We start from the raw sequence: 17,580 nt of genomic DNA on the forward strand, positions 1-17,580 counted from the left end.
AGATTTAAGTGTTATTAGCTTATTTAAATAGATTTATTGATTGCTAAAAACCGTATATATATGTTTATCGCCGGTATGATTTAAGATTATACCCATTCTTTTTTGATTAGGTTTATTCTTTCGTATTAACTTTTTTTTAACAATTCAGCCGATTTAATTGTATTTAGTCTGTAAAAAATCTAACTTTACGGCTGCAATAAGCTTAGGCTTTTATTAAGAATGTCGTTATGCTATTAATACGTTTATAATACTCCATTCGTTCAAAATTATGGCCGCCTATAGCCTCAACATTAATTTTTTTTGGCATTATTTATAGCATTTAATTGAATTTTATTGAAAAAAGTGACCTCAGTATATTAATGAGTGTCTAAACAAAATAATAAAACTTAAAAATATAGTATAACATAATTTTACTCGTTTAATATATGAAAATCTCTACCCAACTCCGTGAAACTTCGTTTTACAGGTTACTTTTAGCATTAATTTTAATACTTTGTTTTATGCCCAACGTTCAAGCGCAATGTGTTGGGCCAGCTAATGATTGTGATAACGATGGTGTATTAAACTCAGCAGATTTAGACAATGATAACGATGGTATCCTTGATACTGTTGAAGATGAAAACTGCACAGGGCCTACAATTAAGGAATATCTTGTAAATGAAACATTTGAAACTGCTACAGCAGGAAACCCTGTGCCAAAAGGAGATTTACGAAGTACACCAGGAGTAACTAGTTTACTGCAGCTTATAACTCTCATCCTGGTAATAGTGGAACAACAAATGTTGGAGAATTTGCTTCTGTAATTGGTTTTGATGGCAATCCTACCATGACAATTGATGCTAATGGAGGGGGAATAGTAGATGATCTGCAAATGTCTTCTTTTGTTGTTTTAGATAATGTTAACTTATTAAGCGGCACTCGATTTACTGTTGAGGCTGATTTTTCATTAGGACAGCAGGCCCCTGGTCCTGGGGCATCGAGTAATGAGTATGGGATATCTCTTGGTGCACCAGGGCAAGATCCTATTTGGGTTGATGATTTTGCCGGAGCACCAGATGCAGTATTTTTATATGGACATGGGGTTTCATTAATTAGACATCCTAATTCTTCTCCTGGTTCTTTTAGTGCTCCGCCTAGGATTGACGGGTGGTTTAGACAATTTACAACTTATTACGTAGCTGATAACGGTAGTGGTACATTACATTTATATGCAGATAATGTAGGGTATAGGTATAATGCTACGGGAAATCCTGAAACAACTTTTACTGCTACAGGCATAGATTTTGGACCAGCAAGTAATTACCCTTGGTTAAATAATGCAGAAATTAGTTTATCTGTAGATGAATATGTAGATAATATTGTTGTTGCTACTGAGCATTGTGATACTGATGATGATGGTATACCAAATTACAAAGATATAGATAGTGATAATGATGGGTGCCCTGATGCTAACGAAGCTTATTCTGATTCAAATGCCGATTCAAATAGCGATGGTACGTATGGTGGAGTAGTTGGTGCTTCAGAAGTGAACCCTGATGGAACTGTGATTGCTGCTACCTATCCAGGAACTAATAATAATGTAACTACAGCAGTTCAAGTTACAGTAACGGCAGGACCTTCTAATCAAAGTGAAATAGAAGGTGATTCAGCAACTTTTACTGTAACAGCAACATCTGAAAGCACCTCAACGTTTGCTTCGGGTGTGCCTGATTACGCAGTACCACCAGCCACAGATGTTTCAGCTTCTTTAGTTTATCAATGGCAAGAAAATGGGTCAAACTTATCGGATACAGGTGTTTATAGTGGAACCAACACAAATGTTTTGAATATATCTGATGTTACAGGTTTAGACGGTAATGTGTATAACGTAATAATTTCACAACCTAATAATGTTTGTGTCAATGAACAGAACAGTGCAACATTAAGTGTTATTCCTAGAATAATTGCTAATGATGATGACTTTAGCGGCGCACCGGTCAACGGATTCGACGGAGGCTCAACGGCAACGGTATTGGGCAACGACACCCTAAACGGAGTAGCAGTGGTACCGGCAGATATCACATTAACACCGGGAACCGCGCCAACACCGGCAGCAGGAAGCATTACGATGAATGCCGACGGAACAATCACTGTGGCAGCAGGGACCACGGCAGGGACCTACACCTACGATTATACCATATGTGAGAATTTAAACCCAACAAACTGCGATACGGCAACGGCAACAATAGTCGTAGCCCCAGCACCAATCGATGCCGTAGCAGATGACTTTAGCGGCGCACCGGTCAACGGATTCGACGGAGGCTCAACGGCAACGGTATTGGGTAACGACACATTAAACGGAGTAGCAGTGGTACCGGCAGATATCACATTAACACCGGGAACCGCGCCAACACCGGCAGCAGGAAGCATTACGATGAATGCCGACGGAACAATCACAGTAGCAGCAGGGACCACGGCAGGGACCTACACCTACGATTATACCATATGTGAGAATTTAAACCCAACAAACTGCGATACGGCAACGGCAACAATAGTCGTAGCCCCAGCACCAATCGATGCCGTAGCAGATGACTTTAGCGGCGCACCGGTCAACGGATTCGACGGGGGCTCAACGGCAACGGTATTGGGTAACGACACATTAAACGGAGTAGCAGTGGTACCGGCAGATATCACATTAACACCGGGAACCGCACCAACACCGGCAGCAGGAAGCATTACGATGAATGCCGACGGAACAATCACTGTAGCAGCGGGGACCACGGCAGGGACCTACACCTACGATTATACCATATGTGAGAATTTAAACCCAACAAACTGCGATACGGCAACGGCAACAATAGTCGTAGCCCCAGCACCAATCGATGCCGTAGCAGATGACTTTAGCGGCGCACCGGTCAACGGATTCGACGGGGGCTCAACGGCAACGGTATTGGGTAACGACACCCTAAACGGTGTGGCAGTGGTACCGGCAGATATCACATTAACACCGGGAACCGCGCCAACACCGGCAGCAGGAAGCATTACGATGAATGCCGACGGAACAATCACAGTAGCAGCAGGGACCACGGCAGGGACCTACACCTACGATTATACCATATGTGAGAATTTAAACCCAACAAACTGCGATACGGCAACGGCAACAATAGTCGTAGCCCCAGCACCAATCGATGCCGTAGCAGATGACTTTAGCGGCGCACCGGTCAACGGATTCGACGGGGGCTCAACGGCAACGGTATTGGGTAACGACACCCTAAACGGTGTGGCAGTGGTACCGGCAGATATCACATTAACACCGGGAACCGCGCCAACACCGGCAGCAGGAAGCATTACGATGAATGCCGACGGAACAATCACAGTAGCAGCGGGGACCACGGCAGGGACCTACACCTACGATTATACCATATGTGAGAATTTAAACCCAACAAACTGCGATACGGCAACGGCAACAATAGTCGTAGCCCCAGCACCAATCGATGCCGTAGCAGATGACTTTAGCGGCGCACCGGTCAACGGATTCGACGGGGGCTCAACGGCAACGGTATTGGGTAACGACACCCTAAACGGTGTGGCAGTGGTACCGGCAGATATCACATTAACACCGGGAACCGCGCCAACACCGGCAGCAGGAAGCATTACGATGAATGCCGACGGAACAATCACTGTGGCAGCAGGGACCACGGCAGGGACCTACACCTACGATTATACCATATGTGAGAATTTAAACCCAACAAACTGCGATACGGCAACGGCAACAATAGTCGTAGCCCCAGCACCAATCGATGCCGTAGCAGATGACTTTAGCGGCGCACCGGTCAACGGATTCGACGGGGGCTCAACGGCAACGGTATTGGGTAACGACACATTAAACGGAGTAGCAGTGGTACCGGCAGATATCACATTAACACCGGGAACCGCGCCAACACCGGCAGCAGGAAGCATTACGATGAATGCCGACGGAACAATCACAGTAGCAGCAGGGACCACGGCAGGGACCTACACCTACGATTATACCATATGTGAGAATTTAAACCCAACAAACTGCGATACGGCAACGGCAACAATAGTCGTAGCCCCAGCACCAATCGATGCCGTAGCAGATGACTTTAGCGGCGCACCGGTCAACGGATTCGACGGGGGCTCAACGGCAACGGTATTGGGTAACGACACATTAAACGGAGTAGCAGTGGTACCGGCAGATATCACATTAACACCGGGAACCGCGCCAACACCGGCAGCAGGAAGCATTACGATGAATGCCGACGGAACAATCACAGTAGCAGCAGGGACCACGGCAGGGACCTACACCTACGATTATACCATATGTGAGAATTTAAACCCAACAAACTGCGATACGGCAACGGCAACAATAGTCGTAGCCCCAGCACCAATCGATGCCGTAGCAGATGACTTTAGCGGCGCACCGGTCAACGGATTCGACGGGGGCTCAACGGCAACGGTATTGGGTAACGACACCCTAAACGGTGTGGCAGTGGTACCGGCAGATATCACATTAACACCGGGAACCGCGCCAACACCGGCAGCAGGAAGCATTACGATGAATGCCGACGGAACAATCACAGTAGCAGCGGGGACCACGGCAGGGACCTACACCTACGATTATACCATATGTGAGAATTTAAACCCAACAAACTGCGATACGGCAACGGCAACAATAGTCGTAGCCCCAGCACCAATCGATGCCGTAGCAGATGACTTTAGCGGCGCACCGGTCAACGGATTCGACGGGGGCTCAACGGCAACGGTATTGGGTAACGACACCCTAAACGGTGTGGCAGTGGTACCGGCAGATATCACATTAACACCGGGAACCGCGCCAACACCGGCAGCAGGAAGCATTACGATGAATGCCGACGGAACAATCACTGTGGCAGCAGGGACCACGGCAGGGACCTACACCTACGATTATACCATATGTGAGAATTTAAACCCAACAAACTGCGATACGGCAACGGCAACAATAGTCGTAGCCCCAGCACCAATCGATGCCGTAGCAGATGACTTTAGCGGCGCACCGGTCAACGGATTCGACGGGGGCTCAACGGCAACGGTATTGGGTAACGACACATTAAACGGAGTAGCAGTGGTACCGGCAGATATCACATTAACACCGGGAACCGCGCCAACACCGGCAGCAGGAAGCATTACGATGAATGCCGACGGAACAATCACAGTAGCAGCAGGGACCACGGCAGGGACCTACACCTACGATTATACCATATGTGAGAATTTAAACCCAACAAACTGCGATACGGCAACGGCAACAATAGTCGTAGCCCCAGCACCAATCGATGCCGTAGCAGATGACTTTAGCGGCGCACCGGTCAACGGATTCGACGGGGGCTCAACGGCAACGGTATTGGGTAACGACACATTAAACGGAGTAGCAGTGGTACCGGCAGATATCACATTAACACCGGGAACCGCGCCAACACCGGCAGCAGGAAGCATTACGATGAATGCCGACGGAACAATCACAGTAGCAGCAGGGACCACGGCAGGGACCTACACCTACGATTATACCATATGTGAGAATTTAAACCCAACAAACTGCGATACGGCAACGGCAACAATAGTTGTTGTAAGTTGTCCATCACCTGTGGACTCAGATGGAGATGGTTTAACCGATTGTGAGGAAACCACGGGAATTGATGACCCATCAACTCCAGAGGACCCAACAACCTATGGTCCAGGTCCATTCGACCCACATGATGTTTGTGATCCGATAATAACTGGCTGTGAAGCTTCAATTAGAGTGACTAAAGTTGCTGATGTATTTGGTACATCATTGGGGGATGTTATTAACTATACGATTGAAATTGAAAATACAGGTGATTTCGATTTAGCTGAAATTTCCTTAATAGATACTTTTACTGATGTTAATGGAAAAAATATCTCACTTACACAAGAACCACAATTTGTTGAGTCAAGTTTTGGTAGTGCTGAAGGCATACTTTTGATTGGTGAGGTAGCTACCTATAATGCTAGCTTTACAATAACTCAAGAAACAATAAATGCAGGTGGAGTAAGGAATAGCGTTGTAGCAACGGGAAGTAATATTCGAATTGGTTCTGTTTCTGATACGAGTGATGATGGTGATGATTTAGATGGTAATACTGAAGATGATGCTACCATAACAGAACTAGGATGCTTGATGGTATTCAATGAGTTTTCGCCAAATGGCGATAATGTTAACGACACTTTCGTGATTAACTGTATTGAAAATTATCCAAATAATAAACTAGAAATATATAACCGTTGGGGTAATATTGTTTACGAGAAACGTGGTTATAAGAATGATTGGCGTGGTGTTTCCAATGGAAGAGCTGTTTATAGTCAATCTGATAAATTACCAGTAGGAACATATTATTATGTCTTGAATTTAGGAGATGGATCAAAGCCTAAAGTGGGATGGTTATACATAAACAGATAATAAACAATTAAGATTTTAAAATTAAATACAATGATATATAAATCATCAGTTTATAAAAGTGCAATTATAGTATTTTTACTTTTAATAGCACACGAAAGTTTAGCACAACAAGACCCGCAATACTCACAGTACATGTATAATACCATGAATATAAACCCTGGATATACAGGGCAAAGGGATGTGTTAAGTATTGCAGGCTTATATCGCACCCAATGGGTAGGTATAGATGGAGCTCCTAAAACACAAACATTTAGCCTGCATTCGCCACTTAGAAATGAAAAAGTTGGTTTAGGGTTATCTGTTGTTAACGATAAGCTAGGACCATCAAGCGAAACTTACTTTGATGCAAATTTTTCTTATACAATTCCGTTGGGCACAGTTAACAAGCATGATTTAACTTTTGGCTTAAAAGCAGGATTTCATGTGTTGTCATTAGATTGGAGTAAAGGAAGGTATCAAAACCCTGACAATGCTTATAGTGAGAACTTAAATTTACTTTCGCCAACCATAGGAGCTGGTGTGTATTGGCATTCAAATAAAGCATATTTAGGAATTTCTGTGCCTAATGTTATTACTACTGACCACTATGACGATTTTCAAGAGTCCGTGGCTGCAGAAAGACTTCATTTTTACATCATTGGTGGTTATGTTTTTGAATTAAGTGAGAATACAAAATTTAAGCCAGCTTTTCTTTTAAAGGCCGTTACTGGTGCACCACTTATAGCAGATTTTTCGGCTAATTTTTTAATCAAAGAAAAATTAACTTTGGGATTAGCTTATAGGTGGGACGATGCTATTAGTGGTTTAGCAGGTTTTCAAATAAGTGATAGTTTGTTTATAGGTTACGCATACGATTTAACCACTACGAATTTGAACAATTATAATAGTGGTTCTCATGAAATAATGTTGCGTTTTGAACCAAGACAATTAGGTAGAATATTATCACCAAGATTCTTTTAAAAAATAAATTATGACAAAAAGAAATATAATATCACTATTTGTTATTGCATTAACTTTTAGTGGATTTGCACAAGATAAGGCTATAAAAAAGGCAACAAAAAAATATGAAAAATTTTCGTATGTTAAAACAAGTGAGGTTCTTTTAGAAGTAGCTGAGAAAGGATTTGAATCGAAAGATTTATTTCAAAAGTTAGGTGATTCTTTTTATTTTAATAATAAAATGGAGGATGCCTCAAAATGGTATGGTAAGCTATTAAACATTTATTCAGATGTCGATGTAGAGTATTATTACAGATATGCCCAAACTTTAAAAGCTACTAAAAACTATAACGATGCTGATAAATGGATGCAGAAGTTTGCAGAGGCAAAATCTTCAGATTTACGAAGTAAATCATTTGTATCACAACCTAATTACTTAAATAACATAGAACGTTTAAGTGAGGATTTAGAAATTAAAAATTTGGATATCAATTCCAAATATTCAGACTTCGGTAGCAATCAGTATAAAAACCAGTTGTTATTTGCCTCTTCTAGAGGAGATGGTAGAAACTATAAATGGAATAATCAGCCCTTTTTGGATGTATATGCGGCCATTAGGCAAGAAGACGGTAGTTACACCAACGTGAAAAGTTTTGATAACGCTGTTAATACAAAATTTCATGAATCTACACCTTCGTTTTTACCAACCGAGGACATCATGTATTTTACACGCAACAACTATTTTAGAAACCAACTAAAAAGAGATGATGAAGGTATCAATAGGCTTCAAATGTTTCGAGCTAAATTGCAAGATGATAAAACTTGGGGAAATATTAAACCAGTACACTTCAATAGTGCGAGCTATAGCGTAGCACATCCTTCGGTAAATACTACTGGAACTAAACTATATTTTGCCTCAGATATGCCTGGATCAATAGGTAACTCAGACTTGTATGTGGTAGATATAAAACAAGACGGAAGCTTAGGCGAACCTATAAACTTAAGTGCTACGATTAATACCGAAGGTCAAGAAACCTTTCCTTACGTAAATTCGCATGGAGATTTGTATTTTGCATCAAATGGACATCCAGGGTTAGGTGGTTTAGACATCTTCGTGATTAGAGGTTTTGAACAAAGTTTCGATGGAAATAAATCGTATTCAATAGAAAATCTCGGTCGTCCAATTAACAGCTCCATGGACGATTTTGGGTATTATGAAAACTTAAAAACGATGGAAGGCTTTTTTACTTCAAACAGAGCGAGTGGTAAAGGCGATGACGATATATATAGTTTTAAAGTACCTGAGTGCCTACAAAATATGTCTGGAGTGATTTATGATAAAAAGTCTAACAAAATACTAGCAAATGCTAACGTGGTTTTGTTTAATGCCCAAGGAAATAAAGTTTCAGAAACGGTATCTAACGCCGAAGGCAATTATTCATTTTCTGGATTATTAAAATGCCAAGAGCAATACTCATTAAGAGCTTCAAAAGAATTGTACCTTACTGCTGAACACCGAGTTTATGCAACAAATAATAGAAAAGAAGATTTAACACAAAACATGTATTTAGAAATTGATGATGTTGCAATTACTCAAGGTACAAATTTAAGAGAAGCTTTAAATCTTAATCCCATTTATTTTGATTTCGATAAAGCCAACATTAGAGCAGATGCCGAGATAGAGTTACAAAAAGTAATAGCAGTATTAAAAAAATATCCTAATATAAAAATCGATGTTAGGTCGCACACCGATAGTAGGGCAACTAAAAACTATAACCTAGAATTATCATCAAGAAGAAATGTTTCGACTATCGATTATATAATAAAGGTTGGAAATATTTCGGCCGATAGATTAACAGGAAAGGGTTATGGCGAAAGCCAATTAACCAATAAATGTAGTGATGGTGTACCCTGCAGTGAAGAGGAGCATCAATTAAATAGACGTAGCGATTTTATTGTTATGGCAAATTAATTCAAATAGCATAAAATAAAAAGAGCATTCAATTTTTGAATGCTCTTTTTATTTTATGAAATCCTTAATGACTTTTAAATAATTACTTGGTATTTTTGTAAAACTGTGTAATGAGTGATAACATTTAGTTGATTTTTATGCAAATGTTTATCAGCGCATTACATCTGACCCAAATAGTAATAAAAATATGCAGATGAAAGAAGAACAGGTAATTCTTGTTAACGAAAAAGACGAACAAATAGGTTTGATGCCTAAAATGGAAGCCCATGAAAAGGCGGTGCTGCACCGTGCGTTTTCGGTGTTTATTTTTAATGACAACAATGAACTGATGCTACAGCAACGTGCCTTACATAAGTACCATACACCCGGACTTTGGACCAACACCTGCTGTAGTCACCAACGTGATGGGGAAAGCAATATTGAAGCTGGTAAACGCCGTTTAATGGAAGAAATGGGCTTTATAACGGAGCTAAAGGAAACCGCATCATTTATTTATAAAGCCCCGTTTGACAATGGCTTGACCGAACACGAATTAGACCATATTATGGTAGGGCATTACAATGATGAGCCAAACATAAACCCTGATGAAGTAGCATCGTGGAAATGGATGCCATTAGAAGATGTAAAAGTTGATATAGCTTTACATCCGGAACTTTATACCGCTTGGTTTAAAATTATTTTCAGTAAATTTTACGAACACATAAATTTAGTTGACAATGAAGGTAACCGTTAGTAGAAAAGCCCATTTTAACGCCGCGCACCGCTTGTACAATGCCGATTGGACCGATGCCAGAAACGCCACCGTTTTTGGTAAATGTGCCAACCCCAATTACCACGGGCATAATTACGAGCTCATTGTTTCCGTAAAAGGAGAGATACACCCGGAAACTGGATTTGTTATGGACATGAAAATCTTAAAACATTTAATTGAAACTGAAATAGAAGAGCAGTTTGACCATAAAAATTTAAATGAAGAGGTTACGGAGTTTAAAACACTAAACCCTACGGCAGAAAATATAGCCGTGGTGATTTACAATAAAATAAAACCAAAAATTGAAGCGCACTTAGATCTAGAAATCACCCTGTACGAAACGCCACGTAATTTTGTGAGTTACTCGGGGGAATAGACCATGCTGTAAGTTCGATTTTTTAAAATTATGGCGTATTGTGCTGCTAATACACCTTTGATTTATACTGAATTATTAAACGTTTTTGTTTAATAATTTGCTTATTTTTGCACCTAAATAAAATTAGAAATTATGGCAAATGTTAGAAACCTGAAGAAAGATATAAACTATGTTTTAGGCGATATTATTGAAGCAGTTTATGTTTGGGAATACGAAAACACAGATAAAGACACTAAAAAGAGCGAAGCAATTATTGATGAAGCAATTGAGACGTTTGACACGCTAATAGCAAAAGTAAATGCTAAAGATGTTCAAAACCCAAAAGCCCACTTTAAGGCCATCAATACAGAATTGGAAGAAAAAGGTCGTGCATTAATTGAAAAAATCAACAAACTCGGATAATAGCTTATCGCTGCAATTATCCGTGGGTTTCAATTGATATAAACGCCAAATAGCTGTGCATCGCCATTGTGATTTTGCAAATGAATAAGTAAAGTTATTAACTTGAAAACAAAAGCCTTTCGATTTTTCGAAAGGCTTTTGTTTTTTTAAATCTCACGCTTAATTGTTTTTATCGGCTTCTTTTATTTCGTCAATAAAAACCTGTAATTGTTTTCCGTATTTTGAAGCTTTTACTTTCGGGGTTAAGGAATTATTAATGGTATCTAAAAAATTAATTCGTGCATTGTAAATTTCTGTTAAGGCTAGGTAAGGTGATACTTCACTATCTTTATTGTTTATAGCAAAATTAACCGTAAATAAGTATTTTCGTTTTAATAGGCTATTATATTCATTGTCAATAGCCTTAATTTTTGAAGTATCGTTTTCCATTTGAGCTTCAAACTTCTCTTTTATCAAATCTAAATTTCTATTGTTAAGTTTAGAAATCATCTTCTGATATTCTTCCCACTTAGCTTGTTGTACAGCGCCTTTAATTTTGGCATCAAAAACAAAGTTTTTAAGTGTGGTGTTAATTTCGGTAATGCCTTTATCTGCAAAAAAAGCAATAGCATCATCTTCATTGGTGTTTTTGTTTAAGTATAGGTAAAACACTTCTGGAGATTCTAAATTACTGTATAATTCAAATTCAGCATTTCCATTAATTTGTATCGAATCTACAGTTATAAGTGCTGTGTCTTTTACTTTTTTAAGATATACAGTTCCTTTTTTTAAGCCTTTTATATGTGTTTTAACAGTTAAATCGGGTTGTTTGGCACACGAAACGGTTAAAACAAGTAGGGTTAAAAGCGACAGTCTTTTCATAGGTCTATTTTAGATTATTTTTTTAGAAAAGCAAATATCTTAATAATTATAGATTAATTGCTAGCCGCAGCGCATAATTTATAAAACTTTATCTGTATTAAAATTATGTTAATATAGGCAACTGTAAAAAAGTTTGGCACGGATATTGTGTATTGGTATGTGATTGCATTCTAATAAAAAGTTTATTGAGTGGTTACTTTAAACTTAAATAATGTAATTCATATTTTTGGTTGGTTAGTTAGTAAAAAAGCATCTTATTTAAGATGCTTTTTTTATGCGTGAACATGTATTTCGTCGATGAAATACATATTTTAATCTTTAAATGTTAAAATTTAATGCATTTCGTCGATTTATTGTGTTTTTTATCGTGAGTGTATATTTATTAATTATATATTTGGTGTGTACTAAATAACATACTTTTTAGTTCAATGGATTAATTAATTAATATTTGCATTATGTTGTTGAGATAGAGACCCTAAATCTACTACGTAATTAAAAAAGCAAATTGAAAAGAAACCGAGTTTGAGGGAACTCGGTTTTTTTGTGCTTCAATTTTAGGTATAAGTTTATTTTGTATACATTCGCTTATAATCCTTATTTATGAAATTTTATTCAAGCCTCTTTTTTCTGCTAATTAGCTTTTTGTCTTTTGCGCAATTACCCGATGGGTTTACTTATGTTAAAGACGTGATTACCGATTTGGATGTAGAATTAAGGTACAACACCGCGAATAACTTTTTGGGAAAACCTGTGGATGGTTATCATTCAAATAAACTTATATTAACCACACAAACTGCGCAGGCTTTAAAATTGGTTCAAGAGGAGTTGCAGAATAAAAATTTATGCTTAAAGGTTTACGACGGGTACAGACCGCAAGAAGCTGTTAATCATTTTGTGCGTTGGGCTAAAGTTTTAAATGATACCATTAATAAATCTGATTTTTATCCGAATGTAAAAAAGAGAAATCTATTTAAAGCGGGATATATTGCCAGTAAATCGGGGCATAGTAGGGGCAGTACGGTAGATTTAACGATTATTGATGGCAATACCGGAAAACCTTTGGATATGGGAAGTCCATACGATTTTTTTGGGCAAGAATCTTGGGTAGATTATAAAGGAATCACCAAAAAACAAAAAGAAAACCGACAGCTTTTACAAACCGTTATGCTAAAACACGGGTTTAGAAACTATTCGAAAGAATGGTGGCATTTTACATTGCGATACGAACCATTTCCTAAAACATATTTTGATTTTCCTATTGAATAAAAAAAAGCGATTTTACTTAAAAAACCGCTTTAACTCATTTGATTGATGTTGTTTTTTTTATTCTTTATCTAAGTTTTTAGTCAAATTAAAACCGATAAATAATGAGGCGCCCGCTGTTAAGAAAATTGTTGCCGGATATACTTCTTCCCCTAAATTCGTGTTGTTATATAATGCTGTAGCTAAAAATATGCCGATACCAATACCCATTAATAACAATGCCAAATTTAAAATGAGCACTTTCCAAATGGGAGCGGTTTGGGTTCTACCTTTCACAAAAATACTGGCGTCGGCACCTTTTTCAATGAGGGCTAGACGTTCTTTATTACGTGTTGAAAAGTATAAATAAAATACTCCGAAGATTGCACCAAATATAATTGGTATGATAATTAATTCTGATCCCATAATGATTCGTTTTTAATTGATTAATTTTAATGTGTTCATAGCTTATGACGATGGGTTTCTGATTTTGGTTACAGTTTTTATTAAAAACTTTTTATTCACAAATGTGTAACCGATAATACAACAGCGTCGTCTTACTTTAAAATGACCACCAACAACGATCAAGATTATATCAATCAAATTATTAATGGCGACACTAAAGCATTTTCACTTTTAGTTGATCGCTATAAAGACATGGTGTTTACTTTGGCGTTGCGCATGCTAAAAAATAGGGAAGAAGCCGAAGAGGTTGCGCAAGACACTTTTATTAAAACCTACAAATCGTTGCATAAGTTTAAAGGCGATTCTAAATTTTCAACGTGGATTTATAAAATCGCTTATAATACGTGTTTAGACAGAATTAAAAAGAACAAAAAGCATTTCAATGATGTTGCCATTGATGAGTTTACCGAGCATCAAATTAAAACCATAGACCATGCTTTAGATAAAATGGAGCAAAAAGAGTATCAAAAAACCATACAAGATTGCTTATCTTTATTGCCAAATGATGATGGTTTTTTGCTAACTCTGTATTATTTTGAAGCACATACTTTAGAAGAAATTTCTAAAATTGTTGGTATTACAGCCAATCATGTAAAAGTGAAAATATTTAGAAGCCGGAAAAAGTTAGCAACTATTTTGAAGCAAAAATTAGAACCTGAAATAATTGAGTATTATGAAAGAGAACGACGATAAACATTTAGAAGATTTCACTAAAAAAATTGTTGCAAAGGCTGCTTTGGAGCACCCTTCAATTCATTTTACCTCAGAAATAATGTCACAAGTTGAGGCCTTGAATAAAAGTGATGTTACGGCTTACAAACCTTTAATCTCTAAAAATATTTGGGTTTTAATCAGTATAGGTTTTGTGGCGCTTTGTGCCTATTTGGTTTTAGGAACGGAAACACAACAAGAAAGTTGGATGGGCACTTTAAATTTTAGTGCTTTAGCGAACAACAAAATCAGTCATATTTTATCTGGTTTTACAATGTCTAAAACCTTAATGTATGCCGTTGCACTTTTTGGATTAATGTTTTGTATTCAAATCCCGTTTCTTAAAAATCATTTTGATAAACGATTGAAAATGTAATTTTCCAACTTCGGTTTTCAAGCTTCAGACTTCTAATACCAACGTTTCTTTTTCTTTTTCGAAGCTGCACTTTTACGTCCTTTTTTATGTTTGCTTCCTGTTTTTTTAGATTTATGAATAATAGGTTTCGCTTTTGGATCTAAAGGATATGGATGATTTTCTTCAATAGGAATTTGAACATTTATTAACTGCTGAATTTTTTGCACATAGCTTTTTTCATCAGCAGAACACAATGAATAGGACATGCCCGTTTGTCCGGCACGACCCGTACGTCCAATTCTGTGCACATAAGTTTCGGGTACATTTGGCATATCAAAATTTACAACGGCATCCAATTCATTGATATCAATGCCACGTGCCGCAACATCGGTTGCTATTAAAATATTTACATAGCCATTTTTAAACTTTTTTAAAGCCTCTTGTCTTAAATTTTGAGCTTTATCGCCATGAATGGTTTCAACTTTATAGCCATTTTTTGTAAGGGTTTGTTCTAATTTATCAACGCCAAATTTGGTTCGTCTAAAAATTAAAATATTGCCTTTTATAGTGTTTCGTAATAAGTGTAAACACAGCTCAATTTTATTGCGTTTTGGCACATAATACAACACCTGACTCACATTTTTTGCGGCCGATGATGTTGGGGTAACTTCAATGCGCTCGGGCGATTTTAAAATGGTATTGGCAAGCTGTTCGACTTTATAGGGCATTGTTGCCGAAAACAACAATATTTGTTTTTCATCGGGGCACAAACGCTCAATCTTTTTAACATCATCAATAAAGCCCATATCGAGCATGAGGTCGGCTTCATCCAAAACCAAAGTTTCAACGTAATCCAAATTAATAATATCCTGTTTATGCAAATCGAGTAATCGCCCTGGGGTAGCAATAAGTATGTCAACGCCTTTTTTTAATACATCCTTTTGGGGCTCGATAGACGTGCCGCCATAAATTACCGTAGTGCGTAAATTGGTGTTTTTGCCATAAAGCTTAAAATTGTCATTAATTTGAATGGCTAACTCGCGTGTGGGACTCACAATAAGCGCTTTAATCTTTTTTCCTTTTTTGGGTGCATCTTGTTTATCAAACAATAATTGCAAAATGGGTAACGCAAATGCGGCCGTTTTCCCGGTGCCGGTTTGTGCCGAGGTAATCACATCTTTTTTATCTAAAACAAGCGGAATGGTACGTTCTTGTACTAAGGTGGGGTTGTCGTATCCGGCCTCGGCAATGGCTCTTAAAAGCGGTTTGTTAAGTTGTAAATCTTTAAATGACATTTATAAATATTTGCAACAAAGATAGATGAAATTTAAGCGATGGCTTTTTTTATTTTCATGGCATTCCATGTAGGATTCACAGCTATTAATTTGGTTGGTTTTAAGCGGTAATCGCCTAAAAAATCCCAATTGAATTCTTTGTGTAACTCCGAAATTTCTTTTTTGGTGGTGCCATTTGGATAAAACACCCAGATAATTGAGGTGTCCAATATTCTTGGAAACAGCGTTAGCATTTCATTGATAAACTGTTCCTTGGTTTGGGTAAATACCAAAGCGCATTCAACATAAGAAGTTATGACTATAGATTCTGAGTAATTTATGTCGTTAAAAGTATTGACAAATGATTCGGGTTTGTTTAAAATATAAACATCCTTAAACTTATAGAGCTTTAATTTTTTAACCAAATTGTGCATAGCTTAAAGATACAAAAAAACGGAATAATTAAGTTTTTACAGGCTTAACTTTTTTTTGAATGATTAAAATTAAAGGTGTGTCTTTTGTTACTTCTTTTTAATCCTGCTTTATGTGGTTTTTAATAAACCTGTTGAGTAGCGCTCTTTTCTTTTGGGGTAGGGCTTTATGGTTATGTACCGCTTTTAAATGTTGTAGGTTTTTGGTTTTTGAATAAAGCAGTTGAAAAAAATCGTAAATACTGATGCTGCTTTTATCGTGTTCCATACATTTAAGGCTGTTGCCTGTTTGCACAAAACCTTCTTGTAAAACACGAACATAAATTCCGGGAAAACCGTAGTTAATAAACTGTTGAATCACTTCTTGCGAACCAAACCTTAAGCCCAATTTAAAACAGGGCTCCCTAGGTTGGGTAACTTGCACCAAAGCTTCTCCAATTTTATAAATATCGCCAATAAATAGCTTGGTTTCGTCTAAGTTTTTTACGGTTAAATTTTCACCAAACATGCCGTAATTCCAATCTAGATGCGGATATAGCTTTTTCCAATAATCATATTGGTTTTCCGAAAACAAATAGCAGGCTTTATAAATGCCACCGTGTACGTTTCTATCTGAAACTTCATCGCTTTTAACAGTTTCTTTTTCCAAATAAATGGGTGCATTGGTTGGTGTTTTGTAAATACCGGTTTTGGTTTTTTTACCGTTCCAAACAATGGTAGTTGGTTTTGCTATGTTTGTTGAGGTGATTTTCAAAAAAGGTTTGTTTAGCGGTCAACAGATATGCGTTGTTTCAATCACTTATATCCGCCGTTAAACGAAGGTAGGTGAAATGTTTTACAAAATCAAGTTTAATTATATACCTAATAAAGTGATATAAATGTGGTTTACTTAAAACGTAATGTTACATGCGCTTAAGTGCACAATACTCTTAGTATGTCCTGACCGTATCAATTAAGGAGAACCCAATAAAATATTTATTTTATTTATTGAAACCTCTTCTTCAGTTATTGTGTTCCGCAGTATTTTATTCGGTATAAACCTGTCCACGATGCGGTTTTAAGGCATCCCTAATGGGTTTCATCTGCTCTTCGGCAACCACCATAAAAGCTATGGCGTGCATTTCCGAAATAGCTTCAAAACCAGTGATGTTTAAATTCAATTTTTCTAATTTAATATAATCTTTCAAATGTATTTCGTGATGTTCGGCAATTTTTAAAGCATCCGGACCACGAAAATCCCAAATAAGTTTTAGTTTACGCATCATTTATAAAAATAAAAAACAGATGTTAAAAGTAAGGCTATATAATGAAAAAGCGTAATATTTCAACTTTTTAAACGTTTGTTAAAGC

16 protein-coding genes are annotated in these 17,580 nt (G+C 37.7%); 10 read left to right on the plus strand and 6 right to left on the minus strand.

What is annotated here, in order from left to right:
* Positions 1–425 precede the first annotated feature (425 nt).
* From RNZ46_RS11255 to RNZ46_RS11285, 7 genes are all read left to right on the plus strand, one after another.
* Positions 426–803 (plus strand): hypothetical protein, encoded by a 378-nt coding sequence (locus RNZ46_RS11255; protein ID WP_316982294.1) that lies wholly within the window; start codon positions 426–428, stop codon positions 801–803.
* 68 nt (positions 804–871) lie between these two features.
* Positions 872–6,451, plus strand: a complete 5,580-nt coding sequence (locus RNZ46_RS11260; RefSeq protein WP_316982295.1) for a T9SS type B sorting domain-containing protein — start codon at positions 872–874, stop codon at positions 6,449–6,451.
* Positions 6,452–6,481: 30 nt separating this feature from the next.
* Positions 6,482–7,411 (plus strand): PorP/SprF family type IX secretion system membrane protein, encoded by a 930-nt coding sequence (locus RNZ46_RS11265; RefSeq protein ID WP_316982296.1) that lies wholly within the window; start codon positions 6,482–6,484, stop codon positions 7,409–7,411.
* A gap of 10 nt (positions 7,412–7,421) precedes the next feature.
* A complete protein-coding gene (locus RNZ46_RS11270) occupies positions 7,422–9,362 on the plus strand; it encodes an OmpA family protein (RefSeq protein ID WP_316982297.1) in 1,941 nt (646 codons plus the stop codon).
* Between the two features lie 193 nt (positions 9,363–9,555).
* Positions 9,556–10,095, plus strand: coding sequence for an isopentenyl-diphosphate Delta-isomerase (idi, locus tag RNZ46_RS11275; protein WP_316982298.1), 540 nt, complete (start codon positions 9,556–9,558; stop codon positions 10,093–10,095).
* Entirely contained in the window at positions 10,079–10,489 is a 411-nt protein-coding gene (locus tag RNZ46_RS11280; protein WP_316982299.1) for a 6-pyruvoyl trahydropterin synthase family protein, read from the plus strand. Before idi ends, RNZ46_RS11280 begins: the two co-directional genes overlap by 17 nt.
* A gap of 132 nt (positions 10,490–10,621) precedes the next feature.
* Positions 10,622–10,891 (plus strand): hypothetical protein, encoded by a 270-nt coding sequence (locus tag RNZ46_RS11285; RefSeq protein ID WP_316982300.1) that lies wholly within the window; start codon positions 10,622–10,624, stop codon positions 10,889–10,891.
* 159 nt (positions 10,892–11,050) lie between these two features.
* Here RNZ46_RS11285 and RNZ46_RS11290 read toward each other — a convergent pair whose 3' ends face one another.
* Positions 11,051–11,752, minus strand: a complete 702-nt coding sequence (locus RNZ46_RS11290; protein WP_316982301.1) for a DUF4369 domain-containing protein — start codon at positions 11,750–11,752, stop codon at positions 11,051–11,053.
* Between the two features lie 600 nt (positions 11,753–12,352).
* On the opposite strand from RNZ46_RS11290, the gene RNZ46_RS11295 reads away from it, so the two are divergent.
* On the plus strand, positions 12,353–13,018 hold the full coding sequence (locus RNZ46_RS11295) for a M15 family metallopeptidase (protein ID WP_316982302.1): 666 nt from the start codon (positions 12,353–12,355) through the stop codon (positions 13,016–13,018).
* Positions 13,019–13,075: 57 nt separating this feature from the next.
* Here RNZ46_RS11295 and RNZ46_RS11300 read toward each other — a convergent pair whose 3' ends face one another.
* Positions 13,076–13,420, minus strand: coding sequence for a DUF6249 domain-containing protein (locus RNZ46_RS11300; protein ID WP_316982303.1), 345 nt, complete (start codon positions 13,418–13,420; stop codon positions 13,076–13,078).
* Positions 13,421–13,561: 141 nt separating this feature from the next.
* Between RNZ46_RS11300 and RNZ46_RS11305 the strand changes: the two genes are divergently transcribed.
* Together RNZ46_RS11305 and RNZ46_RS11310 are read left to right on the plus strand one after the other, a co-directional pair.
* Entirely contained in the window at positions 13,562–14,152 is a 591-nt protein-coding gene (locus RNZ46_RS11305) for an RNA polymerase sigma factor (protein WP_316982304.1), read from the plus strand.
* Entirely contained in the window at positions 14,133–14,546 is a 414-nt protein-coding gene (locus tag RNZ46_RS11310) for a hypothetical protein (RefSeq protein WP_316982305.1), read from the plus strand. Before RNZ46_RS11305 ends, RNZ46_RS11310 begins: the two co-directional genes overlap by 20 nt.
* Before the next feature lie 32 nt (positions 14,547–14,578).
* On the opposite strand, the gene RNZ46_RS11315 is transcribed toward RNZ46_RS11310, so the two are convergent.
* From RNZ46_RS11315 to RNZ46_RS11330, 4 genes are all read right to left on the minus strand, one after another.
* Positions 14,579–15,820: a DEAD/DEAH box helicase gene (locus RNZ46_RS11315; protein WP_316982306.1), complete on the minus strand. Its 1,242-nt coding sequence runs from the start codon at positions 15,818–15,820 to the stop codon at positions 14,579–14,581.
* A gap of 32 nt (positions 15,821–15,852) precedes the next feature.
* On the minus strand, positions 15,853–16,233 hold the full coding sequence (locus tag RNZ46_RS11320; RefSeq protein WP_316982307.1) for a hypothetical protein: 381 nt from the start codon (positions 16,231–16,233) through the stop codon (positions 15,853–15,855).
* 97 nt (positions 16,234–16,330) lie between these two features.
* Entirely contained in the window at positions 16,331–16,984 is a 654-nt protein-coding gene (locus RNZ46_RS11325) for an MOSC domain-containing protein (protein WP_316982308.1), read from the minus strand.
* A gap of 271 nt (positions 16,985–17,255) precedes the next feature.
* Positions 17,256–17,495: a hypothetical protein gene (locus RNZ46_RS11330; RefSeq protein WP_316982309.1), complete on the minus strand. Its 240-nt coding sequence runs from the start codon at positions 17,493–17,495 to the stop codon at positions 17,256–17,258.
* Between the last annotated feature and the right edge of the window lie 85 nt (positions 17,496–17,580).

It is taken from the genome of Hwangdonia lutea, assembly GCF_032814565.1.
GTDB lineage: Bacteria > Bacteroidota > Bacteroidia > Flavobacteriales > Flavobacteriaceae > Hwangdonia > Hwangdonia lutea.